We start from the raw sequence: 26964 nt of genomic DNA on the forward strand, positions 1-26964 counted from the left end.
CGCGCATTAGGCTGACCGTGCCCCGCCGCGGAGGCGGTGCCAGTCGACGATCAGGAGCAGCAACAGTGGCGAGATCTGCCGAGTCCGTGTCCGCCGTGGTCAAGGCATACGACGTGCGTGGCGTGGTGGGAGAACAGCTCGATGCCGGGTTCGTCCGTGATGTCGGAGCCTCCTTCGCTCGCCTGATGCGCGACGGCGGCGCCACCCGCATCGTGATCGGCCACGACATGCGCGAATCGTCCCCGCGGTTGTCGCAGGCCTTCGCCGCGGGCGTAACGGCCCAGGGACTCGACGTCGTGCACATCGGACTCGCCTCCACCGACCAGCTGTACTTCGCCTCCGGCATCCTCGAGGCCCCCGGCGCCATGTTCACCGCGAGCCACAACCCGGCGCGCTACAACGGCATCAAGCTGTGCCGGGCCGGGGCGAAGCCGGTCGGGCAGGACACCGGCCTCGCCACCATCGCCGCCGAACTCGTCGCGGGCGTCCCGGACTTCGACGGCGCCGCCGGCACGGTTTCCGAACGGGACGTGCTCGCCGACTACGCCGCGTTCGTCCGCTCGCGGGTGGACCTGTCGGCGATGCGCCCGCTGAAGGTCGCCGTCGACGCCGGCAACGGCATGGGCGGGCACACGGTACCGGCGGTGTTCGGCGCGCTCCCGATCGACCTCGTGCCGCTGTACTTCGAACTCGACGGCACCTTCCCCAACCACGAGGCCAACCCGCTCGATCCCGCCAACCTGGTGGACCTGCAGAAGCTCGTGCGCGAATCCGGTGCCGACCTCGGCCTCGCGTTCGACGGCGACGCCGACCGCTGCTTCGTCGTCGACGAGCGCGGTGAGCCGGTCACTCCGTCGGCGGTTACCGCCCTGGTGGCCTCGCGGGAACTCGCCAAGGAACCCGGGTCGACGATCATCCACAACCTCATCACCTCGCGCGCGGTGCCGGAACTGGTCGCCGAACTCGGCGGCAAGCCCGTACGCACCCGCGTCGGGCACTCGTTCATCAAGCAGCAGATGGCCGAGACCGGGGCCGTGTTCGGGGGCGAGCACTCCGCGCACTACTACTTCCGCGACTTCTGGGGCGCGGACTCGGGCATGCTCGCCGCGCTGCACGTGCTCGCCGCGCTCGCCGGCCAGGACCGGACGCTGTCCGAGCTGATGGGCAGTTACGACCGGTATGCGGCGTCCGGGGAGATCAACTCCACCGTCGCCGACGCCGCGGAGCGCACCGCCGCGGTGCTCGAGGCATTCGGCGATCGTGCCGATTCGATCGACCGGCTCGACGGCGTCACCGTCGAGCTCGCCGACGGCGCCTGGTTCAACCTGCGCGCCTCCAACACCGAGCCGCTGCTGCGGCTCAACGTCGAGGCCCGCACCGCCGAACAGGTCGACGCGCTGGTGAGGGAAATCCTGGCAATCGTGCGCGCGTGACGGAAGTATCCGTGGCGGGGATAATCGAGTTCCCGGGGCCCGGCGCCGGGACGGTTCGAGTCGGAAGGATGGTGGCGCAGCCATGACGGCTCCCTCTTCGTTCCTGGACTTGGACGACACGGACGCCCTGATCGATGCGGACGTCGACGGGATCCTGCGGTTCGCCGCGCTCGGTGGGGCCCAGATCCGGGCCACCGCCGCGGCCGTCGACGAGCAGATCCTCGACCGCCTGCACGGCCTGCACCCCCGCAGCGTGGTGCTCGTGTGCGGCGACGCGCGCGCCGCGCGCGCGGGTGAGCTGGTCGTCGCGATGCTTGCGGCCCGCTCGGCCGTGCCGCTGGTCACGGCCCCCGTCACGCCGCCGTGGGTCGGCCCGCTCGACGTCGTCGTCGTCGCGGGCGACGACGCGGGCGACCCGCAGCTCGCCGAGTCGGTCGCCGCGGCCCTGCGGCGCGGTGCCGAGGTGGTCGTCGACGCCCCGGACGAGGGGCCGATCCGGGCGGCGACCGCCGGCCGGGCGATGCTGCTGCCCCCGCGGATCCGGGTGCCGGTGGCGTATTCACTCCTGCGGCACCTCGCCGTGTTCCTTGCGGTGGTGGTGGCGATGGAGGCCACCCGCACGGCGGGCGCGGTTCCCCCGCTGGCCGATCTCGCCGATTCGGCGGACGCGGAGGCCGGTCGCGACCAGCCGGGCAGCGAGGTGTTCCACAATCCGGCGAAGGCGCTCGCGGCCCGCATCCAGTCGCGTCGGGTGGCGCTGGCCGGCGACTCCGCGGTGACGGCCGCGCTGGCCCGGCACGCCGGGGAGTCCCTGCTGCAGGTGGCCGGCGTGATCGCGTCGGCGTCGGCGTTGTCGGACGTCCTCGCCGCCCGGGACCGGTTCATCGCGAGACCGCCGGCGAGCGGGGAACCGTACGATCCGTTCTTCCACGACGAACAGCTCGACGGGCCGGTGCCCGCACCCCCGGCGCGGGTGTTCGTGCTGAGCGTGGAGGAGGATCGGCGGCAGGCGGAGCGGCGCGCGGCAGCGCTGCCGGACATGGAGTTGGTATCGGTGGTGGGGGAGTTCGAGGCGAAGGCGGTGCCGCCGGTGCCGGAGCAGGTGGCGGTGCTGGCCGTGCGATTCGAGATGGCCGCGGCCTATCTGCGGTTGGTCGGTGGTTGCTAGTGCTCCGACTCGAAGGTGCGCTGCGTTCGTATGCCTGGGGTTCGCGCACCGCGATCGCGGCGCTGTGCGGCCGTACGGTGCCGTCCGCCCATCCGGAGGCGGAACTGTGGCTGGGTGCGCATCCCGCGGACCCGGCGCGCGTGGTGAGCACCAACGGCGACGGCCCGGGCGGGAGCGCATCGCTGCTCGACGTGCTCGAGGCCGATCCGGGCGGGCATCTCGGGTCGGCGACGCTGAGCCGGTTCGGGCCGCGGCTGCCGTTCCTGCTCAAGTTGCTCGCCGCCGAGGAACCGCTGTCGTTGCAGGCCCATCCGAGCGCCGAACAGGCCGCCGAGGGCTTCGCCCGGGAGGAGGCCGCGGGCCTGCCCCTCGAGTCGCCGGTGCGGAACTACCGCGATGCGAGCCACAAGCCCGAACTCGTCGTCGCGCTCACCCGCTTCGAGGCGCTCGCCGGTTTCCGGGACCCGCATCGCACCGTCGAGCTGCTCGGCGCCCTCGAGGTTCCCGAGCTCGATCCGTACATCGGGTTGCTCGCCGGACAGCCCGACCCGGACGGCCTGCGGGCGCTGTTCACCATCTGGATCACCCTGCCGCAGTCGGTGCTGTCGGCGTTGCTGCCGCGGGTGCTCGACGGCTGCGTGACGTACCTGGCGACGCACAACGGCAGCGGCACGGCCTCGTTCGCCGAGGAGGTGCGGACCGTGCTGCAGCTGGCCGAGTTCTACCCGGGCGACGCGGGGGTGCTCGCTGCGGTGCTGCTCAACCGGATCACCCTCGAGCCGGGGCAGGGCCTGTTCCTCGCCGCGGGGAACCTGCACGCGTACCTGCACGGCATGGCCGTGGAGATCATGGCCAACTCGGACAACGTGCTGCGCGGCGGCCTCACGCCGAAACACGTCGACGTGCCGGAGCTGCTGCGGGTGCTCGATTTCCGTCCCGTGGACGTGCCGATCCTCGAACCGGAGCCGTCCGGGCCGGGTGAGGTGCGCTACCGGACTCCCGCCCCGGAGTTCGCGCTGTCGCGGGTCGATCTCACCCCCGGCTCCGGTGCCGCACCGGACTCCGTCACCCTGCCGCCGTGCGGCCCGCAGATCCTGTTGTGCACCGCCGGGGTGGCCGGCGTGGAATGTGGCGGTCGGAGCCTGCAGCTGTCGGCCGGACAGGCGGTGTGGCTGTCGGCGTCCGACCCGGCCGTCACGGTGCGGACGGCCGGCGAGCCGGCGCAACTGTTCCGCGCGCGGTTGGCGGACACCGGCGCACCCGTCGACTAGCGGAAACACGCGCGGTTTCCGCTCGACGCGGGCATCCACGAGATTCGGCATCCGGAGGACCCGACCTCACCGGGACGTTCGTGTTGACGGGATCCGCCCCGCGTGAAACCGTCGCGGCATGTCGATCGTGCACGAATCGTCCACATCCGGGGAACCCCCGCGAGCCGGGGAACCCGAGGACCGGCAACGCGTACCGTTCCACGAGGCCAGCCGGATGCTGCTGCGCAACTCGGTGCTCGATGCCATGCGGGACCTGCTCACCGCCCGCGACTGGTCCGCCGTCACCATGACGGACGTCGCCCGGGGCGCCGGCGTGAGCCGGCAGACGCTCTACAACGAGTTCTCCTCGCGGCAGGGCCTGGCCCAGGCGTACGCCCTGCGCCTGGTCGATCAGTTCGTCGACGCCGTCGACGACGCGATCTACACCCACGTCGGGCAGGCGCGCGACGCCCTCGTCGAGGGGTTCACGTCGTTCTTCGTCGAGAGCAGCGCCGACCCGCTGATCCAGTCGCTGCTGCGCGGCGAGGCCAAGCCCGACCTGTTGCGCTTGATCACCACCGATTCGGCGCCGCTCATCGAGCGGGCCTCCGCCCGGCTGTCGGAAACCTTCCAGCGCAGCTGGGTACAGGCATCCGCGTCGGATGCGGGCATCCTGGGCCGCGCCATCGTGCGCATCGCGATGAGCTACATCTCCATGCCGCCCGAGTCCGACCGGGACGTCGCCGCGGACCTGGCGGAGTTGCTCGGGCCGTTCATCGATCGCTCCGCCCGGCACGGCTGAGCAGCGAGTTGTATAGCCTGTTGGCAGAACCGACTGACAACAGGAGAGGCATTCTCACGTGTCCGACACCAAGCTCGTGGCCGACCAGCTGAATGGGATCGACTTCAAGGTCGCCGATCTGTCCCTCGCCGAATTCGGCCGCAAGGAGATCCGGCTGGCCGAGCACGAGATGCCCGGCCTGATGGCGCTGCGCCGCGAGTACGCGGAGGTGCTGCCGCTGAAGGGCGCGCGGATCTCCGGCTCGCTGCACATGACCGTCCAGACGGCCGTGCTGATCGAGACGCTCGTCGCGCTCGGCGCCGAGGTGCGCTGGGCCTCGTGCAACATCTTCTCGACCCAGGACCATGCCGCCGCTGCGGTCGTCGTCGGCCCGCACGGCACCGTGGAGGCCCCGCGCGGTGTGCCGGTGTTCGCATGGAAGGGCGAGACCCTCGAGGACTACTGGTGGGCTGCCGAGCAGATGCTCACCTGGCCCGCCGCCGCCGACGGGACGCCGCGGCCGGCCAACATGATCCTCGACGACGGTGGTGACGCCACCATGCTGGTGCTCAAGGGCGCGCAGTTCGAGAAGGCGGGTGTGGTGCCGCCGGTGGACGAGGAGCACGACTCCGCCGAGTACCGGGTGTTCCTGGCGCTGCTGCGCGAGTCCCTCGCGCAGGACGCGAAGAAGTGGACGGCGATCGCCGAGTCGGTGCGCGGCGTCACCGAGGAGACCACGACCGGTGTGCTGCGGCTGTACCAGCTCTCGGCCGGCGGCGACCTGGCGTTCCCCGCGATCAACGTCAACGACTCGGTCACCAAGAGCAAGTTCGACAACAAGTACGGCACCCGGCACTCGTTGCTCGACGGCATCAACCGCGGCACCGACGTGCTCATCGGCGGCAAGGCCGCCCTGGTATGTGGCTACGGGGACGTCGGCAAGGGCTGCGCGGAGGCGCTGCGCGGGCAGGGTGCGCGCGTGTCGGTCACCGAAATCGACCCGATCAACGCGTTGCAGGCGCTGATGGACGGCTTCGATGTCGTCACGGTCGAGGGCTTCATCGAGCAGGCCGACATCGTGATCACCGCGACCGGCAACAAGGACATCATCACCTTCGACCACATGCGCCGCATGAAGCACCAGGCGATCCTGGGCAACATCGGCCACTTCGACAACGAGATCGACATGGCCGGTCTCGAGCGGGCGACGGACGTCACCCGCATCAACATCAAGCCGCAGGTCGACGAGTTCCGTTTCGCCGACGGGCATTCCATCCTCGTGCTGTCCGAGGGCCGGTTGCTCAACCTCGGCAACGCCACGGGCCACCCGTCGTTCGTGATGAGCAACTCGTTCGCCAACCAGGTGATCGCCCAGATCGAGCTGTGGACCAAGCCGGACGAGTACGACAACGAGGTCTACCGCCTGCCCAAGCACCTGGACGAGAAGGTCGCCCGCATCCATGTCGAGGCCCTCGGCGGCGAGCTCACCAAGCTGTCCAAGGACCAGGCCGAGTACATCGGGGTCGACGTGGAGGGCCCGTACAAGCCCGAGCACTACCGGTACTGAGCACGGTAGCGAGGATCGCAGGACACCGCCGATGGGCGCGTTGATCGTCGTGGAGGGCCTCGACGGGGCCGGCAAGCGGACACTGTCCGCCGGCCTCGTCGAGGCTTGGCGCGCTGCGGGATTCGTCGTCGCGACGCTGGCGTTCCCGCGCTACGGCGTGTCGGTGCACGCCGACCTCGGGGCCGAGGCCCTGCGGGGCCGGCACGGTGACACGGCGTCGAGCATCGAGGCGATGGCGTTGCTGTGGGCCCTCGATCGGCGCGACGCCGCCGACGAGTTGCGGAAGCTCCTGGCGGACAACGACATCGTGCTGCTCGACCGGTACGTCGCGTCCAACGCCGCCTACACCGCCGCGCGGCACCACGAGGACGGCTCGGGGTCGTCCGTGGAGTGGGTCCGCGAGCTCGAGTTCGACCGGTTCGCGCTGCCCGTACCGGATCTGCAGCTGCTGCTGCGGGTGCCCGTGGAGCTGGCCGCGCAGCGGGCGCGCAGTCGCGCCGCCGCCGACACGGCCCGCGATCGGGACGCGTACGAACGGGACTCGGGTCTGCAGGCCCGGACCGGGCAGGTGTACGACGACCTCGCACGCCGACAGTGGATGTCGCCGTGGCGGGTTGCCGGAGCCGACGCCGATCCGCGACAACTCGCCGCCGAGATCTCAAATCAGGTTCACCACGGTCGAGGAGTGACACGATAGAAGCCATGAAGCCGAGGATTCTGGTTGTCGACGACGACACCGCGCTCGCCGAGATGCTCACGATCGTCCTGCGGGGCGAGGGATTCGAGCCGTATGTGGTGGGTGACGGTTCGCAGGCGCTGAACGCGGTCCGGGAGATCCGGCCCGACATCGTCCTGCTCGACCTCATGCTCCCGGGCATGAACGGCATCGACGTGTGCCGGGTGCTGCGGGCCGACTCGGGCGTGCCGATCGTGATGCTCACCGCCAAGTCGGACACCGTGGACGTGGTGCTCGGGCTCGAATCCGGCGCCGACGACTACATCGTCAAGCCGTTCAAGCCCAAGGAACTCGTGGCCCGGGTCCGGGCGCGGCTGCGTCGCACCGAGCAGGAACCGGCCGAGGTGCTCTCCATCGGCGACATCGCCATCGACGTTCCCGCCCACAAGGTCAGCCGCGGGGACGAACTGATCTCTCTCACGCCGCTCGAGTTCGATCTGCTGGTGGCGCTCGCGCGCAAGCCGCGGCAGGTGTTCACCCGTGAGGTGCTGCTCGAGCAGGTCTGGGGCTACCGGCACGCGGCCGACACCCGCCTGGTGAACGTCCACGTGCAGCGGTTGCGCGCGAAGGTCGAGAAGGATCCCGAGAATCCCGAGGTGGTGCTGACGGTGCGTGGCGTCGGCTACAAGGCCGGACCGCCGTGATCGGTGGGTACCGACTGCGGCGGCGGATCACGAGGAGGACCCTGCCGCTGCTGAGGTGGTCACGTGCGGTGAGCAACCGGCTCGCCCACACGTGGCGGCGATCGTTGCAGCTCCGGGTCGTGGTCTCGACCCTGTCCCTGTCGCTGATCGTGATGCTCGTCCTCGGTGTCGTGCTCACCAGCCAGATCACCGAGCGGCTGCTCGAGGTGAAGATCAACGCTGCCACCGAGGAGGTCGAGCGCTCCCGCGCCCTCGTCGAGGGCCAGCTCGCCGGCGCCGACGACTCCGGTTCGCTGCAGGTACGGCTCGACGGAGCCGCCGCGGCGTTGACCAATCGCGGCAGCGACGCGGGTCAGGACACCGGCGTCGCGGGCACCTTCGACCCGGTGCTGATCGTGCCGGGCGACGGACCGCGCGCGCCGACGTCGAGCGGTCCTGCCGATCAGATCCCCGAGAACCTGCGCGCCTTCGTGCAGAAGGGCCAGATCTCCTACCAGTTCGCGACCGTGTCGGATCCGGACGGCTACTCCGGTCCGGCCCTGATCGTGGGCACTCCGACGGCGTCGGACATCTCCACTCTCGAGCTGTACCTGGTGTTCCCGCTGGCGGGCGAGGAGAACACGCTGTCACTGGTGCGGGGCACGCTGCTCGTCGGCGCCGGCGTGCTGCCCGTACTGCTCGCCGCGATCTCGATGATCGTCGCGCGCCAGGTCGTGCTGCCGATCCGCTCGGCGTCGCGCATCGCGGTCCGGTTCGCCGACGGCCGGCTCAAGGAACGCATGCCGGTGCGCGGTGAGGACGACATGGCGCGCCTGGCCATGTCCTTCAACGAGATGGCCGAAAGCCTGTCACGGCAGATCACGCAGCTCGAGGAGTTCGGCAACCTGCAGAAACGGTTCACCTCGGACGTCAGTCACGAGCTGCGGACCCCGCTGACGACGGTGCGGATGGCCGCCGACCTGATCCACGACGGCAGCGACGAACTCGACCCGTCCCTGAAGCGGGCCTCGGAGCTGCTCGTCACCGAGCTCGACCGGTTCGAGAGCCTGCTGGGCGATCTGCTCGAGATCAGCCGTCACGACGCCGGCGTCGCCGAACTCGCGGCCGAGCAGCTCGACCTGCGGATGTGCGCCCGTGCCGCGGTGTCCACCGTCCGGCACCTCGCCCGCGAGAGCGGGACCGAGCTGATCGTGGACCTGCCCGGCGAGCCCGTCACCGCCGAGGTGGATCCGCGCCGCGTCGAGCGCATCCTGCGGAACCTGCTCGCCAACGCCATCGACCACGGGGAGGGAAAGCCCATCCTGCTGCGCCTGCGCGCCGACGACAACGCCGCCGCCTTCATCGTCCGGGACCAGGGCGTCGGCCTGCGTCCGGGCGAGGAGAAGCTCGTCTTCAACCGGTTCTGGCGCTCGGACCCGTCGCGGGTCCGGCGGTCCGGCGGAACCGGGCTCGGCCTGGCGATCAGCGTCGAGGACGCGAACCTCCACAACGGCAAGCTCGAGGCGTGGGGCGAGCCCGGCCAGGGGTCCTGCTTCCGGCTGACCCTCCCGCGGGAACGGGGACGCAAGGTCGGCCGCAGTCCGCTGCCGCTCGTTCCCAGCACGGTCCGTGCGGTCCAGGGCCGCCCGCTGCCGGGAGCGGCCGCGCCGGCCGCGCCGGTCGAGACGGCGCCGACCGAGGCGGTGCCGGCGGACGCCGGGACCGGCGACGACGCCGGGACGGCCGCGGATTCGGCGGAAGTGCCGGTCCCGCCCGAGGGAGCCGCCAAATGAGGGGCACGAAGACGATCCTCGCGGCGATGCTCGGCCTGACCGTCGCCGTGTCGGGGTGTGCCAGCCTGCCGGACTCGTCGTCGCCGCAGGCGGTCGGCACCATCGCCCGTGAGCCCACCACCACCTCGGTCCCACCTCCGGCGCCGGGCCGGGAACCGGACCTGCTCCTGCGCGACTTCCTGCGCGCCAGCACCGACCCGGCGAACCGCCACCTCCCGGCCCGGCAGTTCCTCACCGCCGACATGTCGGCCGAGTGGGACGACGCTGCCAGCGCGACGATCGTGGACAAGGTCGACGTGCTGCCGGAGTCGCGCAGCGCCGACCGTGCGACGTACGTCATCCGCGCCAACCGGGTCGGCCACCTCGAGGAGGGCGGGGTCTACCGCGCCGACGAGGGGCCGTTCGAAACCAGGATCACGCTCGTGCTCACGGGCGGCGAGTGGCGCATCGACGAGATGGGACCGGGCGTCGTCATGGACCGTCCGCAGTTCCTCAACGGCTACCAGCGCCGCTCGCTGTACTTCGTCGATCCGTCCGGGCGCACGGTCGTGCCGGATCCCCGCTGGATCGCCGCGACCCAGGACCAGACCGCGGCACAGCTGATCGGCCTGCTCATCGAGGGCCCGAAGGCCGCCCTGGCACCGGCCGTGCGCACGGAACTCGGTTCCGGGGTGTCCGTGCGGGGGCCGATCACCAAGGCCGACGGCCGCACGACCCAGGTCGGTGTCGGTCTCGGGGGCGTCCGGATCGACTTCCTGGGGTTGAAGCCCCTGAGCAAGGAGAGCCGCGAGATGCTGGCGGCACAGGTGATCTGGACCCTCGCCAACGCCGAGATCACCGGGCCCTACGTGCTGCTCGCGGACGGTCAGCCGCTGGACGAGCGGTTCCCGAACGGCTGGACCACCGCGGACGTGGCGTCGATGAACCCGCTGGCCACCTCGAGCGCCACCATCGGGCTCCACGCCCTGCGGGGCGGCGGGCTGGTCAGCGTCGCCGAGACCGGGGTGACTCCGGTGCCCGGGACCTTCGGCACCGCGACGAACCTGCGCTCGGTCGCGCTGTCGCACGACGGCGAGCTCGCGGCCGCCGTCGCCGACACCGGGCGTCCCGCCCCGGAAGCCACCGCCGAGCTGCTGATCGGCCCGTACCGGGACGGGACGGCGGCACGTGCCCTGCAGGGCGAGTCGATCACGCGGCCCACGTGGGCGCTCGACGACAACTCCGTGTGGGCCGTGGTCAACGGCACGAACGTGGTGCGCGCGGTACGCGAGCCGGGTACCGGCCGGGTCACCGTCCTCCCCGTCGACGCCGGCTCCGTGCGGGCCGTGGGCAACACGATCAGCGATCTGCGGCTCTCCCGCGACGGCGTGCGCGCGGCGATGATCGTGGACGGCCGCGTGTACGTCGCGGTGGTCGTGCAGAAGTCGAACGGCGAGTTCTCGCTCACGACGCCGCGGGAGATCGCCATCGGCCTCGGCAGCCCGGCGTTGTCGCTGGACTGGAGCACGCCGGACACCGTGGTGGTGGCACGGTCCGCCTCCGACGTGCCCGTCGTGCAGGTCGCGGTGGACGGTTCACGCATGGACGCCCTGCCGAGCCGGAACCTCACCCCGCCCGTGGTCGCCGTCGAGGCGTCGACGACCTCGGAGTTCGTGGCCGACTCGCGGGCGGTGTTCCAGCTGAACAACGCCGATCCGGCCGGCGACCGGTACTGGCGGGAGGTACCCGGCCTGACCGGGCTGCAGGCGGTCCCCGTCCTGCCGGGCTGACGGCCCGCCCGGCGCGGGATGTCGGGGCCGGCGGCCACACTGTCGCCGTGCTGACCTCGCTGCTGGATCTGGTGCTGCCCGTCGAATGCGGCGGTTGCGGACTCGCCGGCGTCGGCTGGTGCCGGCGCTGTGCCCGGGAACTGGCGGACGTGCCGGCACGGGTCCGACCCCGGGTCGATCCCGGCGTGCCGGTGTGGGCGCTGGGGCCGTATCGCGGCGCCCGCCGTCGCGCGGTGATCGCGGCCAAGGAACACGGCCGACGCGATCTGGCCGGCCCGCTCGGCCTCGCGCTGGCGACGGCCGTGTCGCGGTTGCGGCGCTGGGGCGAGCTGCCCGCCGGACCCGTCCTCGTGGTGCCCGCCCCGACGAGGGCGCGGGCGGCGCGCTCACGCGGCGGCGACCCGGTGACGCGGGCGGCGCGCGTGGTCGCCGGTCACGACCGGCGGCTCGAGGTCTGTGGCCTCCTCGTCACCGGACGCGGCGCCCGGGATTCGGTGGGGCTGTCGGCCGCGCAGCGGCAGCGCAATCTGGCCGGCCGGGTGCGGATCCGGACGGCGGCGGGTCCGCCGCCGGGGGCGGCGGTGCTGCTCGTCGACGACGTCGTCACCACCGGCGCCACCGCGGCGGAGTCGGTGCGGGTCCTGCGGGCCGCGGGCCATCGCCCGTGCGGGGTGCTGGTGATCGCCGCCGCGTAGAGAGACGGAGGGCCCTGCGCCGCGGGACGTGGGACCGGGAGAAAGGGGACATCCGTCCTGCCGGGAGGTGACCACGGCGTGAAATTCGGCGGAACGGTGGCACTCCCCGCCGTTCCGTACTACCGTCGCCCTCAGACCCGAAAACACAGGTAGCGGGCGCAAAACGCCCCTGACCGTCGTGTCGGGCGGAGCGCGTTTCGCGCTCGTCGATCATGCCGGCGCGCGAGCTGCGCCGGCCGTACTCGGGAGGTACGAGTGACGATCCCTTCGAAGTCCAAGGTTCCCGCTGCAGAGGCCGAAGCCGGTACTGCGGAGTCCAACGGTCCCCGCGCCGACGTCGTCGTCAAGGGGCGCAACGTCGAGGTCCCGGATCACTTCCGGGTCTACGTGTCCGAGAAGCTCGCTCGGCTCGAACGTTTCGACCCGACGATCTTCCTGTTCGATGTGGAGTTGCAGCACGAGCGCAATCGCCGGCAGCTGAAGAGTTGTCAGAGAGTCGAGATCACCGCTCGGGCCAAGGGACCGGTGGTGCGCGCGGAGGCGTCCGCGGACAGTTTCTACGCCGCCTTCGAGTCCGTGACGGACAAGCTGGAGTCGCGGTTGCGTCGCACGAAGGACCGCCGCAAGGTACACCACGGGGAGAAGACCCCCGTCTCGGTCGCCGAGGCCACCGCGGAGCTCGCCAAGGACGACTCCCTCGGCATCTCACCGGAGATCTCGTTGGAACAGCACGAGCCCGAGCCCGCAGGTCCGGGCCGGATCGTGCGAACGAAGGAGCACACGGCCGAGCCGATGACCGTCGACGACGCGTTGTACGAGATGGAGCTGGTGGGGCACGACTTCTACCTGTTCCACGACAAGGAGACCGACAGTCCCTCGGTCGTCTACCGCCGGCACGCGTTCGACTACGGGTTGATCCGACTGGTGTGACGACCGGACCGCGGAGCGGCGGCGCCTCGCGTGCCACCCTGCCGAGCGGTCGCCCTTCGTCACCTCGCTGAAAGACCGCCTACCATGGAATCCGGCCGGGGTCGATACAGGCCTCGGCCGGATTTTCGTTGTCCGTGCTGTACCCGAGATTGAGGACGAACACGCCCGTGCTGTCGCTGTCGAAGCTGCTCCGAGTCGGTGAAGGTCGCATGGTCAAGCGGCTCAAGCACATCGCCGACCACGTCGAATCCCTCTCACCCGAGTTCGAGACCCTCACCGACGAGCAGTTGCGGGCCAAGACGGACGAGTTCCGCCGGCGTTACCAGGACGGCGAGACCCTCGACGAGCTTCTGCCCGAGGCGTTCGCGACGGCCCGCGAGGCGTCGTGGCGGGTGCTGGGCCAGAAGCACTACCCGGTTCAGATCATGGGCGGCGCGGCGCTGCACTTCGGCAACATCGCCGAGATGAAGACCGGTGAGGGCAAGACCCTCACCTGTGTGCTGCCCGCCTACCTCAACGCCATCGCCGACGAGGGCGTGCACGTGGTGACGGTCAACGACTACCTCGCCAAGCGCGACTCCGAGTGGATGGGCCGGGTGCACCGGTCCCTCGGGCTCGAGACCGCGGTGATCCTGTCCGGCCTCCCTCCCGCCGAGCGGCGCACCGCGTACGCCGCGGACATCACCTACGGCACCAACAACGAGTTCGGCTTCGACTACCTGCGCGACAACATGACGCACTCGCTCGACGACCTCGTGCAGCGCGGCCACAACTTCGCGATCGTCGACGAGGTGGACTCGATCCTCATCGACGAGGCCCGCACGCCGCTGATCATCTCGGGTCCGGCCGATGCGTCGAGCAAGTGGTACGCCGAGTTCGCGCGGATCGCGCCGCTGCTGAAGAAGGACGTCCACTACGAGGTGGACATCAAGAAGCGCACCATCGGCGTGCACGAGGCCGGGGTGGAACTCGTCGAGGACCAGCTCGGCATCGACAACCTGTACGAGGCGGCGAACTCGCCGCTGGTGAGCTATCTCAACAACGCCATCAAGGCCAAGGAGCTGTATCAGCGCGACAAGGACTACATCGTCCGGGGCGGCGAGGTGATCATCGTCGACGAGTTCACCGGCCGCATCCTCGTCGGACGGCGTTACAACGAGGGCATGCACCAGGCCATCGAGGCCAAGGAAGGCGTCGAGATCAAGGCGGAGAACCAGACGCTCGCCACGATCACGCTGCAGAACTACTTCCGCCTCTACGACAAGCTCTCCGGCATGACGGGCACCGCCGAGACCGAGGCCGCCGAGCTGCATCAGATCTACGAGCTCGGCGTGATCCCGATCCCGACGAACAAGCCGATGGTCCGCGCGGACCAGGGCGACCTGATCTACAAGACGGAGGAGGCGAAGTTCGCGGCCGTCGTCGACGACGTCGCCGAGCGTCACACCAAGGGCCAGCCGGTCCTGATCGGCACCACCAGCGTCGAGCGCTCCGAATACCTGTCGACGCAGTTCACCAAGCGCGGCATCCCGCACAACGTGCTCAACGCCAAGTTCCACGAGCAGGAGGCGACGATCATCGCCGAGGCCGGCCGGTCCGGCGCGGTGACCGTCGCGACCAACATGGCCGGTCGTGGTACCGACATCGTGCTCGGCGGCAACCCGGACATCCTGGCCGACGTGGAGCTGCGCAAGCGGGGTCTCGACCCGGTCCACACGCCCGAGGAGTACGAGGCGGCCTGGGACGAGGTGATCGAGCGGATCAGCGCCGAGGTCAAGGCCGACGCCGACAAGGTCCGGGCGGCGGGCGGCCTGTACGTCCTCGGCACCGAGCGGCACGAGTCCCGGCGTATCGACAACCAGCTGCGCGGCCGCTCCGGCCGGCAGGGCGATCCGGGTGAGTCGCGCTTCTACCTCTCGCTCGGCGACGAGCTGATGCGCCGCTTCAACGGTGCGGCGCTCGAGTCGATCATGACCCGCCTGAACCTGCCCGACGACGTGCCGATCGAGGCGAAGATGGTCTCGAAGGCCATCAAGAGCGCGCAGACACAGGTCGAGCAGCAGAACTTCGAGATCCGCAAGAACGTCCTGAAGTACGACGAGGTGATGAACCAGCAGCGCACCGTCATCTACGACGAACGCCGCCGCATCCTCCGCGGGGAGGACCTCGAGGGCCAGGTCGAGCACATGATCGCGGACGTCGTCACCGCGTACGTCGACGGCGCCACCGCCGAGGGCTACGTCGAGGACTGGGACCTCGAGCAGCTGTGGACGGCGCTGAAGACCCTCTATCCGGTGGGTATCGACCACAAGGAACTCACCGTCTCTACGAACGGCGAGCCCGCGGACCTCAGCCGCGAGGAACTGCGCGAGGCCCTGCTGGAGGACGCGCACGCCGCGTACGCCCGCCGCGAGGCGGACATCGACGCCGTCGCCGGCGAGGGCGGCATGCGCGAGCTCGAGCGCCGTGTCCTGCTGTCGGTGCTCGACCGCAAGTGGCGCGAGCACCTCTACGAGATGGACTACCTCAAGGAGGGCATCGGCCTGCGGGCGATGGCGCAGCGCGACCCGCTCGTCGAGTACCAGCGCGAGGGCTACGACATGTTCATCGGCATGCTCGAGGGCCTGAAGGAGGAGTCCGTCGGATTCCTGTTCAACCTGCAGGTCGAGGCGGCGCAGCCGCAGCCGGCCCCGGGCGTCAGCGTCAGCGCCGCGTCCGCGGCCGTCGCGGCGCAGGCCGCCCCCAGCCTGGCGAAGCCCGCTCCCGCCCCGGCATCTCCCGCGCCCGCGCCTGCTCCCGCGCCCGCTCCTGCTCCTGCTCCCGCGCCGGCGACGTTGCGCGCGAAGGGGCTCGACGAGGACGAGGAGCGCAACCTCACCTACACCGGGCCGGCCGAGGACGGCAGTGCCCAGGTGCGGCGCAGCCCCGCGACATCGTCGCCGGCCGCGTCCGCACCCGGGACGACGGGCACCCGCCGGCAGCGCCGGGAGGCGGCACGTAAGCAGGCCAAGGCGGAGCGCCGGCGCTGACGACCCGGTCCGGGCCGGAGGGTGCCGGCCCAACCACGTCGCTCGGTCAGCCCAGCCACACGGTGGTGAGCAGCCAGCCGTGCGGCGTCCGGCGTGTCGTGGGGTGGCGCGAGATCCGGCCGGCCAGCGCGAACACGCGGTGGCCGCGGCCGTAGGAGCCGAACAACTCGGCGGTGTCGGCGTCGACCGCGCGCAGCCGGGTCCGCAGCAGCACTGCGGTCCCCGTGTCGCCCGACTTCGCCACGGCGGCGACGGTCGCGTGCAGCGACGAATGCAGCACCGCGGCGAGCTGAGTCTCCGGGCGGCGCCGGTCGGCCACCTCGAGGATCAACCGGGCCGCGAGGTCGGCGAACCGTCGCGCTGCCGGATCCACCTCCGGCAGCGGCCGGCCGGCCGGCGGCGCCGAGGTGCGCACCGAGCGGCCGTCGTGCGGGGTGAGGCGGCGCCGCGCGTGCCGGCGATGCGGTCCGGCCGGGCAGCAGCGCTGCACCGGCGGCTCGAACGGAACGATGCGCCGGACGTAAGGGGCGTCGTGCGGAGATGTCATCGATTCTCCCGGTCCAGGGGGCGAGGTCGGCGCGGAACGGCCGACGCCCGGTGAGCGGACCCCGGGAGAGGACGGAGCCGCGGGTCATGGTGCCACATCCGCGCCGAGGAGGCACGAGCATCGCGGGCCCGGTGGCGCCGCGTCGTTCGGGCTGTTGCATCGCCGAACCGGTGCTCGCGAACTAGGGTGAGGCGATGCGTGGACTCGTGCTCGATTTCGGTGGGGTGCTCGCGGGCCCCGGCACGGACGCGGCCGCGCTCGGTGGGGTGCTCGCCGAGGTGCGCCGACGTGGCGTGCGCACCGCGATCCTCAGCAACGATCCGGGTGGTCCCGCGGCCGGTCCACTGCGCGATCTCGGGAGCGGCCGGCTGGTGGACGAGGTGGTGCTGTCCGGAGACGTGGGCACCGCCAAACCGGACCCGCGCAGCTACCTGCTGGTGGCCCGGCGTCTCGGGCTCGAACCGTCGGCGTGCGTGTTCGTCGACGACCTGCGGGTGAACGTGGACGGTGCGGTCGCGACGGGGATGGTCGGCGTGCATCATGCCGATGCCGCCGAGGTGGTGGCGGAATTGACGGTGCTGTTCGGCCTCGGCGAGTCGTCGCGGGCCGGGGCGGCGCCGCGGGACGAGGGGGATGTCGGGCGATGACCAACCGGATGTCGGCTCAGGACGCGTCGTTCTACTTTCTGGAGACGAGCAATACGCCGATGCACATCGGCTCGCTCGCCATCCTGGAGCAGCCGCGCGGTGGGCTCGACTACGAGGACGTGCTGCGGCTGGTGGAGCGACGTCTCGCGGCGGTGCCGCGGTACCGGCAGAAGGCCCGCGAGGTCGCACTCGGCCTGGCGCGGCCCGTGTGGGTCGACGACCGCGACTTCGACATCACCTACCACGTGCGGCGCTCGGCATTGCCGCGGCCCGGCTCCGAGGCGCAGTTGCACGACCTGTTGGCCCGGCTGATCTCCCGTCCTCTCGATCGTTCGCGCCCGCTGTGGGAGATGTATCTCGTCGAGGGTCTGGCCGGCGACCGGTGCGCCCTGTTCACCAAGACCCACTCGGCGCTGGTGGACGGCGAGCAGGCGCTCGAGATCGGGCAGGTGCTCTTCGAGCCCACCGAGACTCCCCGGGTGGATCCGGAGGAGCTGTGGATGCCGGAGCCGGAGCCGAGCGACTCGGCGCTGGTGCTCGGCGCGCTCGCGGAGCTGGTGGCCCGCCCCGGCGAGGCCGTGTCGGGGTTGCGGGCGGCCGTCGGCGACCTGGCCGCCACCGCCGGCGAGGCGCTGGATGTGGTGGGCCGGCTGGCACGCACCGCCGCCCAGTCCGCGCCCGGCAGCCCCCTGAATGCCTCGATCTCCCGCAACCGCCGGTTCGCGGTGGTCAAGGCCGATCTCGAGCTGTACCGGAAGATCCGGGCCCGCTACGGCTGCACCATCAACGACGTCGTGCTGGCGGTGATCGCGGGGGCGCTGCGGTACTGGCTGCTCTCACGCGGGGAACCGCTGACGGAGGCGACGGTGGTGCGGGCGATGGTGCCGATGTCGGTGTACACGCAGGACCCGGATGCTCCCGACGAGGGTGGGGACGTGTCCGCGGCGGGGCCGCGCGGGGAGGTCTCGACCTTCCTGGTGGACCTTCCGGTGGGTGAACCGAACGCGGTCGTCCGCCTGTCCCACATCTCGCACGCGGGGGAGGCCTACTCGCGGCAGGGCCGGCGGGTGCCGGCGCGGTCGATGATGCGGCTGTCCGGGTTCGCGCCCGCGACCATGCATGCGGTCGGGGCGCGTGTCGCGAGCGGCTTCTCCCAGCGCATGTTCAACCTGATGATCACGAACGCACCGGGTCCGCAGCATCCCCTCTACCTCGCCGGGGCACGGGTGCTCGAGATGTACCCGATCTCGCCCCTGCTGAAGAACCAGGCCCTGAGCGTCGCGTTGACGTCGTACGACGGCAACGTCTACTACGGTCTGAATGCGGACCGCGACGCCATGCCCGATGTGGAGGTGCTGACGTCGCTGCTGCACGAGTCGCTCGAGGAGTTGTTGGATGCCAGTAGGTGAGTTGTGACACGGGTGTACGTACCGGCCACGATCGAGACGTTGAAGGGGCTGGTCGCCGACGGCGAGTTCGAGGCGGTGAGCCGCACCGCGTTCGCGGTCACCCCCGCCTTGCGGGAGGCGTACACGTCCGGCGACGACGAGGAGCTCGCCGAGGTCGCGATGGCCGAGGCGGCCCGCGCCTCGTTGCGGTTGCTCGCCGGCCGCGCCGACGGCGACCCGGCCCCCGAGTTCGGCCTGCGCCGGGTGGTGGTGGCCGCGGATGTCGACGGGGTGACCCTGCGTCCGGATCTCGACGATGCGGTGGTCCGGCTGTCCGGACCGGTGCCTCTGTCCGCGGTCGCGTCGGTGCACGTGGACCTCGCCGCCGCGGAGCCGGACATCGCCCGTGCCCTACCGGTCGTGGACGCGGCCGACCTCGGCGACGAAGAGGCGGAGTTCGTGCTGGGCGACGCCGAGGACCACGAACTCGCCTGGTACGCCACCCAGGAACTGCAGTTCCTGGTCGAGCTGCTCTGAGCCGCTCCCGGCCACGAGTGTGACGGCTGTCTCGCCGCAACCTACGCCTCCGTAGGAAACTGGTAACCTACGGAGGCGTAGCCCCTGGACGAGGAGAAGTGATCGGATGGGTCTGAAGGACTGGATCGAGCGGCCGGCGGCGCATGTCGCGACGAAGGACCGATCCGTGTCGAACCTCCTGCGCGGCGCGGCCGCGCGGTTGACGACACCGCTCCTGCCCGACGACTACCTGCACCTTGCGAACCCGCTGTGGTCGGCGCGCGAGCTGCGCGGCCGCATCGTCGAGGTCCGCCGCGAGACCGCCGATTCCGCGACGCTCGTCATCAAGCCCGGCTGGGGCTTCGACTTCGGGTACGCGCCGGGCCAGTACATCGGCATCGGGCTGCACGTCGACGGCCGCTGGCACTGGCGTTCGTACTCGCTGACCTCGTCGCCCACCTGGGACCGCAAGCTCATCTCGATCACCGTCAAGGCCATGGCCGACGGTTTCCTCTCGAGTCACCTCGTGAGCGGCGTGCCCGCGGGCACGATCGTGCGGCTCGCCGCACCCAAGGGCGAGTTCGTCCTGTCCGACCCCCCGCCGGCGAAGATCCTCTTCCTCACCGCGGGCAGCGGGATCACCCCGATCATGTCGATGCTGCGCACCCTCGACCGCCGGTCGCTGCAGGCGCATGCCGAACTGCCCGACGTCGTGCATGTGCACTCGGCGCCCACCGCCCCCGAGGTGATGTTCGCCGACGAGATCGCCCGCTTCGGCGCGGACCACGAGCAGTACCGCCCGTACGTGCGGCTGACGCGGGAGCAGGGCAAGTTCGCCCTCGCCGAGCTGGACACGGTGTGCCCGGACTGGCGGGAGCGCCAGGTGTGGGCGTGTGGCCCGCAGGCGATGCTCGACGACATGGAGCGGTTCTGGGACGCCGCGGGCCTGCCGGAGCAGCTCCATCTGGAACGCTTCGCCGTCACCCGGGCGGACACCTCCGGCGCCGGCGGCACGGTGACCTTCGCCAAGTCGGGCAAGACCGTCACCGTCGACGGTGCGACGACCCTGCTCGAGGCGGGTGAGAGCGCCGGCGCCCTGATGCCGTTCGGCTGCCGGATGGGAATCTGTCAGACTTGTGTGGTGCCCCTGGAGAAGGGACACGTCGTCGATCTTCGGTCCGGCAAGGAACACGCCGAGGGGGAGCGGGTGCAGACCTGCATCTCCGCGGCTGCCGGAGACTGCACGCTCGGCGCCTGACACACACTACCGACCCGTACCAGGGGGAAGGACCCCGGTGGCAATCACCGACATCACCGAGTTCGCGCACCTCACCGACGCGGACATCGAGGAACTCGGCCGCGAGTTCGACGCGATCCGTCGCGACATCGAGGACGCCCGGGGGCTGCGCGACGCCCGCTACATCCGCAACACGATCCGGCTGCAACGCGTGCTCGAGATCGGCGGCCGGGCGGCGCTGTTCGGCAGCCGCCGGCGTCCGCTGTGGCTGCTCGGCACCGGCCTGCTCTCCCTGTCGAAGATCATCGAGAACATGGAGCTCGGGCACAACGTGATGCACGGGCAGTGGGACTGGATGAACGACCCGGAGATCCACTCGACGTCGTGGGAATGGGACCAGACGGGTCCGTCGCAGCACTGGAAGCGCGCCCACAACTACGCGCACCACACCTATACGAACATCGTCGGCATGGACGACGACGTGGGATTCGGCATCCTGCGGATGACGCGCGACGAGAAGTGGCGGCCGATCAACCTGCTGCAGCCCGCGGCCAACCTGCTCCTGGCGGCCACCTTCGAGTGGGGCATCGCGCTGCACGACCTCGGGGCCGAGAAGAAGGCCTGCGGCGTGCCGCCGGGGCAGCGGAACTCCCAGCCCACCAAGGACTTTGCCCGGAAGATCGCACGGCAGCTGGGCAAGGACCTGGTGCTGTTCCCGGCAATGACGGGCCGGGCGTGGCGCAGCACGATCACCGCGAACCTCACGGCCAACCTGGTGCGGAACCTGTGGGCGTACGTGGTGATCTTCTGCGGCCACTTTCCCGACGGCGCCGAGAAGTTCACCGTGGCGCAGTACGAGAACGAGACGCAGGGGCAGTGGTACCTGCGGCAGCTGCTCGGTAGTGCCAACATCGATGCCGGGCCCGTGATGGCCTTCATGACCGGCAACCTGAGCTACCAGATCGAGCACCACCTGTTCCCGGACCTGCCCAGCAACCGCTACCCGGAGATCGCGGAGCGGGTGCGCACGCTGTGTGCGAAGTACGACCTGCCGTACACGAGCGGTCCGCTCGGCAAGCAGTACCTGCTGGCGCTGCGCACGATCCACAAGCTGGCATTGCCGGACGCGTGGTTGCGGGCGACGTCGGACGACGCCCCGGAGACCTCCTCCGAGCGCAAGTTCCGGCGCCCTGATCTGCCGCGGGTGCGGTCGGTGGGGGAGCGTCGCGAGGGGCTGGCGACCGCGCTGCGGACACTGCGCGCCGCCAAGCGCGCCGCACGGCGGAAGTGATCTGCCGCACAACCTACATCCCCGTAACCTACGGACTCGTAACCTACGGTACGGTAGGCGCATGGCCATTTCGGACATCAAGGAGTACGCGCACCTCACGGAGGCGGACATCGAGGCCCTCGGCCGAGAGCTCGACGCCATCCGGCGAGACATCGAGGACTCCCGCGGCGAACGCGACGCCCGCTACGTCCGCAACACGATCCGGCTGCAGCGCAGCCTGGAACTGGGCGGGCGCGCGGTTCTGCTCGGCAGCCGCCGGCGTCCGCTGTGGCTGCTCGGTGCGGGCATGCTCGGCGTCTCGAAGATCATCGAGAACATGGAGCTCGGGCACAATGTGATGCACGGGCAGTGGGACTGGATGAACGATCCCGAGGTTCACTCCGCCAGCTGGGAGTGGGACAACGCCGACCCTTCCGCGCACTGGAAGCAGACCCACAACTACCTGCACCACAAGTACACCAACATCCTCGGCATGGACGACGACGTGGGATACGGCCTGCTGCGGGTCACGCGGGACCAGCGCTGGCAGCCGTTCAACTACGGCAACATCGTCTACAACGCGCTGCTCGCCCTGCTGTTCCAGTACGGCGTCGCGGTCCAGCATCTCGAGCTCGGCAAGGTGGCCAAGGGCCGCGACGACCGCGCCGAGACCAAGCGCAAGCTGCGCGAGGTGGGGGACAAGATCGGTCGCCAGATCGTCAAGGACTACGTGGTCTACCCGGCACTGACGGGCCGGGCCTGGAAGTCCACGCTCACGGCGAACATGACGGCGAACGTCATCCGGAACCTGTGGACCAACGCGGTCATCTTCTGCGGGCACTTCCCCGACGGCGCCGAGAAGTTCACCAAGGCCGACGTCGACAACGAGACACAGGCGCAGTGGTATCTGCGGCAGATGCTCGGTAGCGCCAACATCTCCGGCGGCCCCGTCATGGACTTCATGACCGGCAACCTGAGCTACCAGATCGAGCACCACCTGTTCCCGGACCTGCCGTCCAACCGGTACGCCGAGATCGCGGTGAAGGTCCGGCAGCTGTGCGACAAGTACGACCTGCCGTACACCACCGGCCCGCTCGCGGTGCAGTACTTCAAGTCGTGGCGCACCATCGCCAAGCTGTCGCTGCCGAACAAGTACCTCGCGGACACCCCGGACGCCGCTCCCGAAACCGCCTCCGAACGCGGCTTCGGCGGCACCGCCGTGGTGGACCCCGCGACCGGCCGGCGGAGCGGACTGGCCACCACGATCCGCGAGAACCGTCGGGTCCGCGGCGTGCGCCGCCTCCTGGGCATGCGCTGATCCCGAGCCCCCGTCGCCATCGAGCGCCCGGCGTCCCCGTGACGCCGGGCGCTCGGCGTCACGGGCGGTATTTCCAGCTCTCGGTCACCAGGTCTCGTTCGCGGCGATCGCGGTCAACAGAGCCCGCACCGCCATCGCGCGGCGCCAAGACTTGCCCTTGAGTTCGTCGAGCGCGCACTCGGGATCCGCAGGCGGGCCGAGGTGGGTACAGCCGCGGGGGCAGGCCTCCACCGCCTCGGCGAGATCCGAGAAGGCGGCGATGACGTTGTCGGCGCCGATGTGTGCGAGTCCGAACGACCTGATCCCGGGCGTGTCGATCACCCAGCCACCGCCCGGCAGCGGCAGCGCCACCGACTGCGTGGAGGTGTGCCGGCCCTTCCCGACGCCCGAGACCGCCCCGATAGCCCGGTCCGCATCCGGGACGAGTCTGTTGACGAGCGTCGACTTCCCGACGCCGGAGTGGCCGATCAGGGCCGTCACCTTGCCGGTGAGCATCTCGCGGAGTTCCGTCAGGTCGCGATCCTGCCCGGCCAGCATCACACGCACGTCCAGGTCGGCGAACTGCGCGGTGAACTCGGCCGGATCGGCGAGATCGCTCTTGGTCAGGCACAGCACCGGGTCGAGACCGCCCGCGTACGCGGCGACCATGGACCGCTCGACCAGCCCGGTCCGCGGCGGCGGATCGGCCAGCGCGACGACGATCAGCAGCTGCTCCGCGTTGGCCACGACGATCCGCTCGAACGGGTCGGTGTCATCGGCGGTGCGGCGCAGCACCGTGGTGCGCTCGTGTACCCGCACGATCCGCGCCAGGGTGTCGGGCCGCCCCGACAGGTCCCCGACCACGGCGACCCGGTCGCCGACCACGACGGGGGTGCGGCCGAGCTCCCGGGCTCGCATCGCCACCACCGGCCGCGCCGGGTCACCGCCCAGCACGCAGCCCCACCGGCCGCGGTCGACCGAGACCACCATCGCCTCGGCGGCGTCGAGGTGGGCCGGCCGGTCCTTCGTGCGCGGACGCGAGCCCTTGCCCGGACGGATCCGGACATCGGACTCGTCGTAGGTTCGCCGGCTCAGGAGCGCGCTCCCGTCAGCATCCCGGCCCACAGCTCGGGGAAGTTCGGCAGGGTCTTGGCGGTCGTGCCGATGTCTTCGACCTCGACCCCGTCGACCACGAGGCCCACGATCGCGCCCGCCGTGGCCATCCGGTGATCCGCGTACGAATGCCAGCGTCCGCCGTGCAGCGGCGCGGGCACGATGTACAGGCCGTCGGCGGTCTCGGTCGCGGCGCCGCCGAGCTTGCCGAGCTCCGTGGCCAGGGCAGCCAGGCGGTCCGTCTCGTGCCCGCGCAGGTGCGCGATGCCCCGCAACGTGGACGGGGTCGTCGCCAGCGCCGCGAGCGCTGCGACGGTGGGGGCGAGCTCGCCCACGTCGTGCAGGTCGATGTCGAGGCCGCGCAGACGTTCCGGGCCGCACACGGTGAGCGTGCCGCCGGACAGGGCGACGTCGGCTCCCATCTGCTGGAGGATGCCGCGGATCGCGTCGCCGGCCTGGGTGGTGCGCTGCGGCCACCGCGGCACCGCCACCGTGCCGCCCGTGACGGCCGCGGCCGCCAGGAACGGGGTCGCGTTGGACAGGTCCGGCTCGACCACCCGGTTCACCGCGCGGATCGGGCCCGGCGCGACCCGCCAGGTGTCGGGCACGGTGGTGTCCACCGTCACCCCGGACTCGCGCAGCATCTCGACGGTCATGTCGATGTGCGGCATGGACGGCACGGCCGCCCCGGTGTGCCGGACCGTGACGCCCTCGTCGAACGCCGCGGCGGACAGCAGCAGCCCCGAGACGAACTGCGACGAGCCGGACGCGTCGATGGTGACGATGCCGCCGCGCAGGGAACCGCGCCCGTGCACGGTGAAGGGCAGGGTGTCGCCGTCGACGCCGGCGCCGAGCGAGCGCAGGGCCTCGAGTACCGTGCCCATCGGCCGCGTGCGTGCCTGCTCGTCGCCGTCGAAGAAGACGTCGCCGTCGGCCAGCGCCGCGACGGGCGGCACGAATCGCATCACCGTGCCGGCCAGGCCGCAGTCCACCCGGGCGCCGTGCAGCCGGCCGGGGGTGATGTGCAGGGTGGTGCCGTCGTCGCGGTCGTCGATCGTCGCGCCGAGTCCGCGCAGGGCGCCGATCATCAGGTCGGTGTCGCGGCTGCGCAGCGCGCCGGTCACGGTCGACGGGCCGTCCGCGAGCGCGGCGAGGATCAGGGCGCGGTTGGTGATCGACTTGGACCCGGGCAGCGTGACGGAACTGTCGACGGGTGACTCGGCTCGGGGCGCACTCCACGGATTCACCCGTCCATCTTCGCCCATCCGCGCGCGGCGGCCATACCTGCCACACTTCGAAGCCATGTGCGGCAGGTATGCGGTGACGGCGGATCCGGCGACTCTCGCGACGGAACTCGACGCGATCGACGAGACCGGCGCGGTGGATCTCCCGCCGAACCACAACGTCGCGCCCACCACCGCGGTTCTCACCGAGGTGGCGCGACGCGAGCACACCGACGACCGGCCGACGCGGCGGCTCCGGCGGCGCGAACGGTGGGACGCCTGGCTCGCCCCGGCCCCGCCCGCCGCCGAGCAGCTCACCCTGCTCTGACGCCCGGCGCCGAATCAGGCCCCGGTGGTGATCGGCGCCACCACCGCGCCCGCGAGCCGCACCAGGTCCGCCGGCGCGAGTTCGATCTCGAGGCCGCGGCGTCCGGCGCTGCACAGGACCCGATCCCACCGTTGCGCGGAGGCGTCGACGGCGGTGCGCAGCCGGCTGCGCTGGCCCAGCGGTGAGATTCCCCCCAGAACGTAGCCGGTGGCGCGCTCGGCGTCGCTGCGCTCGGCCATGACCGCCCTGCCGCCCCCGAGGGCGGCCGCGGCCGCCTTGAGCGAGAGGGTGGCCGGGACGGGGATCACCGCCACCGCGAGCTTGCCGTCGGAGAGCTTGATCACCAGGGTCTTGAAGATCTGCTCCGGGGCCACCCCGAGCCGCTGCCCGAGGGCCTCGACGGCCTCGGAGCCGAAGGAGCCGGCCCGCGGGTCGTGCAGGTACTCGTGGACGCGGTGGGCGACGTTCTCGCGGAGCAGCAGCTTCGTCGCGGGAGTGGAGGTCGAGGCCATGCGCGCCAATGTAGGGAACCGCGCCGATGTAGGGAACAAGGGCCGGGCCTGTCGTGTTGATTCCGGGTGGCCGTCCCGATCGGCGTGGCCGGTGACCGAGAGCGAGGGAGTACCGCGTGCCTGTGCTGTGCCCGCCCCGACCGGTAGCCTTCACGGATACGGCAAGTGAAGGGATCGGTGTGGTCGAGGAGTCTGGTGCGGAACTGGCCGAACGGTTCGAGCGGGATGCACTGCCCCTGCTCGATCAGCTCTACGGCGCGGCCCTGCGGATGACCCGCAACCCCGCGGACGCCGAGGATCTGGTTCAGGAGACGTATATCAAGGCGTTCTCCGCCTTCTCCTCGTTCAAGGAGGGCACCAACCTCAAGGCGTGGCTGTACCGCATCCTGACGAACACCTACATCAACTCCTACCGCAAGAAGCAGCGCCAGCCCGCGCAGTACCCGACGGAGGAGATCACCGACTGGCAGCTCGCGGCGACCGCCGAGCACAGCTCCACCGGTCTGCGGTCGGCCGAGGTCGAGGCGCTCGACGCGCTTCCCGACGACGACGTCAAAGCCGCGCTGCAGGAGCTGCCCGAGGAGTTCCGGATGGCGGTGTACTACGCCGACGTCGAGGGCTTCCCGTACAAGGAGATCGCGGAGATCATGGGCACCCCCATCGGCACGGTGATGTCGCGGCTGCACCGCGGCCGCAAGCAGTTGCGCGGCCTGCTGGCCGACGTCGCGCGGGAACGGGGATTCAACCGGAGCGGAGCCGTCGACGCGGCCGTCGGAGACGGTGCGGACAAGAAGGAGGTTTCGAGGTGAGCGAGTCGGCCGACTTCGATCAGCTCGACTGTTCCGCGGTGATCGCGGACGTCTACCTGCTGCTCGACAGCGAGTGCGACGATCGGTCGCGCGAGCGCCTGCAGCGGCATCTCGACGACTGCGGGTCCTGCCTCGAGGCGTACGGGCTCGAGTCCCAGCTCAAGTCCCTCCTCAGCCGCAAATGCGGCGGCGAGCACGCTCCGGAGGGCCTCCGGGAGCGGCTGCTGATAGAAATCCGGCGGACCGTCGTCGTGACGACGACCCGCGCCGACGTCCGGGATTGAGCCACGAACGCGTGAGGGG

At 70.9% G+C, this 26964-nt stretch carries 24 protein-coding genes and 1 pseudogene; 21 read left to right on the top strand and 4 right to left on the bottom strand.

What is annotated here, in order from left to right:
• Positions 1–65: 65 nt before the first annotated feature.
• The 12 genes from G6038_RS00485 (at position 66) to secA (ending at position 15774) form a co-directional block, all read left to right on the top strand.
• A complete protein-coding gene (locus G6038_RS00485; protein ID WP_165035374.1) occupies positions 66–1433 on the top strand; it encodes a phosphomannomutase/phosphoglucomutase in 1368 nt (455 codons plus the stop codon).
• Between the two features lie 82 nt (positions 1434–1515).
• The gene (locus G6038_RS00490; protein WP_165035375.1) at positions 1516–2601 is read left to right on the top strand and encodes a tobH protein; all 1086 of its coding nucleotides are present in this window, start codon (positions 1516–1518) and stop codon (positions 2599–2601) included.
• Positions 2601–3872 (top strand): mannose-6-phosphate isomerase, class I, encoded by a 1272-nt coding sequence (gene manA / locus G6038_RS00495; protein WP_165035376.1) that lies wholly within the window; start codon positions 2601–2603, stop codon positions 3870–3872. The genes G6038_RS00490 and manA overlap by 1 nt, the downstream gene beginning before the upstream one ends.
• Before the next feature lie 118 nt (positions 3873–3990).
• Positions 3991–4653: a TetR family transcriptional regulator gene (locus G6038_RS00500; RefSeq protein WP_165035377.1), complete on the top strand. Its 663-nt coding sequence runs from the start codon at positions 3991–3993 to the stop codon at positions 4651–4653.
• Between the two features lie 58 nt (positions 4654–4711).
• Positions 4712–6199, top strand: a complete 1488-nt coding sequence (gene ahcY, locus G6038_RS00505) for an adenosylhomocysteinase (protein WP_100057735.1) — start codon at positions 4712–4714, stop codon at positions 6197–6199.
• Between the two features lie 31 nt (positions 6200–6230).
• Positions 6231–6896, top strand: coding sequence for a dTMP kinase (locus G6038_RS00510; protein ID WP_165035378.1), 666 nt, complete (start codon positions 6231–6233; stop codon positions 6894–6896).
• Positions 6893–7579 carry an MtrAB system response regulator MtrA gene (gene mtrA, locus G6038_RS00515; RefSeq protein ID WP_346772716.1) on the top strand — a complete coding sequence of 229 codons (687 nt, stop codon included), beginning with the start codon at positions 6893–6895 and terminating at the stop codon, positions 7577–7579. The genes G6038_RS00510 and mtrA overlap by 4 nt, the downstream gene beginning before the upstream one ends.
• The gene (gene mtrB / locus G6038_RS00520; RefSeq protein ID WP_346772709.1) at positions 7576–9351 is read left to right on the top strand and encodes an MtrAB system histidine kinase MtrB; all 1776 of its coding nucleotides are present in this window, start codon (positions 7576–7578) and stop codon (positions 9349–9351) included. Before mtrA ends, mtrB begins: the two co-directional genes overlap by 4 nt.
• On the top strand, positions 9348–11120 hold the full coding sequence (lpqB, locus tag G6038_RS00525) for an MtrAB system accessory lipoprotein LpqB (protein WP_165035381.1): 1773 nt from the start codon (positions 9348–9350) through the stop codon (positions 11118–11120). The genes mtrB and lpqB overlap by 4 nt, the downstream gene beginning before the upstream one ends.
• A gap of 47 nt (positions 11121–11167) precedes the next feature.
• On the top strand, positions 11168–11815 hold the full coding sequence (locus G6038_RS00530) for a ComF family protein (RefSeq protein ID WP_165035382.1): 648 nt from the start codon (positions 11168–11170) through the stop codon (positions 11813–11815).
• Between the two features lie 255 nt (positions 11816–12070).
• A complete protein-coding gene (gene raiA, locus G6038_RS00535; protein WP_165035383.1) occupies positions 12071–12745 on the top strand; it encodes a ribosome-associated translation inhibitor RaiA in 675 nt (224 codons plus the stop codon).
• A 167-nt stretch (positions 12746–12912) separates the two neighbouring features.
• Positions 12913–15774 (top strand): preprotein translocase subunit SecA, encoded by a 2862-nt coding sequence (gene secA / locus G6038_RS00540; RefSeq protein WP_165035384.1) that lies wholly within the window; start codon positions 12913–12915, stop codon positions 15772–15774.
• A 46-nt stretch (positions 15775–15820) separates the two neighbouring features.
• Here the strand turns inward: secA and G6038_RS00545 are convergent, their stop codons facing one another.
• Positions 15821–16321, bottom strand: a complete 501-nt coding sequence (locus G6038_RS00545; RefSeq protein WP_165035385.1) for an Rv3235 family protein — start codon at positions 16319–16321, stop codon at positions 15821–15823.
• 194 nt (positions 16322–16515) lie between these two features.
• On the opposite strand from G6038_RS00545, the gene G6038_RS00550 reads away from it, so the two are divergent.
• From G6038_RS00550 to G6038_RS00575, 6 genes are all read left to right on the top strand, one after another.
• The gene (locus G6038_RS00550; protein WP_165035386.1) at positions 16516–16968 is read left to right on the top strand and encodes an HAD-IA family hydrolase; all 453 of its coding nucleotides are present in this window, start codon (positions 16516–16518) and stop codon (positions 16966–16968) included.
• Positions 16965–18377, top strand: coding sequence for a wax ester/triacylglycerol synthase family O-acyltransferase (locus tag G6038_RS00555; protein ID WP_165035387.1), 1413 nt, complete (start codon positions 16965–16967; stop codon positions 18375–18377). The genes G6038_RS00550 and G6038_RS00555 overlap by 4 nt, the downstream gene beginning before the upstream one ends.
• 3 nt (positions 18378–18380) lie before the next feature.
• Complete coding sequence (locus tag G6038_RS00560) at positions 18381–18893, top strand: hypothetical protein (RefSeq protein ID WP_165035388.1); 513 nt, start codon at positions 18381–18383, stop codon at positions 18891–18893.
• A 106-nt stretch (positions 18894–18999) separates the two neighbouring features.
• Positions 19000–20130, top strand: a complete 1131-nt coding sequence (locus tag G6038_RS00565; RefSeq protein WP_165035389.1) for a ferredoxin reductase — start codon at positions 19000–19002, stop codon at positions 20128–20130.
• Positions 20131–20167: 37 nt separating this feature from the next.
• Positions 20168–21400 carry an acyl-CoA desaturase gene (locus tag G6038_RS00570; protein WP_165035390.1) on the top strand — a complete coding sequence of 411 codons (1233 nt, stop codon included), beginning with the start codon at positions 20168–20170 and terminating at the stop codon, positions 21398–21400.
• Positions 21401–21461: 61 nt separating this feature from the next.
• Positions 21462–22697, top strand: coding sequence for a fatty acid desaturase (locus G6038_RS00575; RefSeq protein WP_165035391.1), 1236 nt, complete (start codon positions 21462–21464; stop codon positions 22695–22697).
• Between the two features lie 84 nt (positions 22698–22781).
• On the opposite strand, the gene rsgA is transcribed toward G6038_RS00575, so the two are convergent.
• Complete coding sequence (rsgA, locus tag G6038_RS00580; protein ID WP_165035392.1) at positions 22782–23801, bottom strand: ribosome small subunit-dependent GTPase A; 1020 nt, start codon at positions 23799–23801, stop codon at positions 22782–22784.
• A complete protein-coding gene (aroA, locus tag G6038_RS00585) occupies positions 23768–25054 on the bottom strand; it encodes a 3-phosphoshikimate 1-carboxyvinyltransferase (RefSeq protein WP_206024053.1) in 1287 nt (428 codons plus the stop codon). The genes rsgA and aroA overlap by 34 nt, the downstream gene beginning before the upstream one ends.
• A gap of 37 nt (positions 25055–25091) precedes the next feature.
• Here aroA and G6038_RS00590 point away from each other — a divergent pair.
• Positions 25092–25232, top strand: a pseudogene (locus G6038_RS00590) (SOS response-associated peptidase family protein); the annotation flags it as partial.
• Positions 25233–25354: 122 nt separating this feature from the next.
• Here the strand turns inward: G6038_RS00590 and ybaK are convergent.
• On the bottom strand, positions 25355–25852 hold the full coding sequence (ybaK, locus tag G6038_RS00595) for a Cys-tRNA(Pro) deacylase (protein WP_165035394.1): 498 nt from the start codon (positions 25850–25852) through the stop codon (positions 25355–25357).
• 173 nt (positions 25853–26025) lie between these two features.
• On the opposite strand from ybaK, the gene G6038_RS00600 reads away from it, so the two are divergent.
• Complete coding sequence (locus tag G6038_RS00600) at positions 26026–26661, top strand: sigma-70 family RNA polymerase sigma factor (RefSeq protein ID WP_230304573.1); 636 nt, start codon at positions 26026–26028, stop codon at positions 26659–26661.
• A complete protein-coding gene (gene rsrA, locus G6038_RS00605) occupies positions 26658–26945 on the top strand; it encodes a mycothiol system anti-sigma-R factor (protein ID WP_165035395.1) in 288 nt (95 codons plus the stop codon). The genes G6038_RS00600 and rsrA overlap by 4 nt, the downstream gene beginning before the upstream one ends.
• The last annotated feature ends 19 nt before the right edge of the window (positions 26946–26964 follow it).

Source organism: Rhodococcus sp. 14C212 (assembly GCF_011058195.1).
GTDB classification, from domain to species: domain Bacteria; phylum Actinomycetota; class Actinomycetes; order Mycobacteriales; family Mycobacteriaceae; genus Rhodococcus; species Rhodococcus aetherivorans.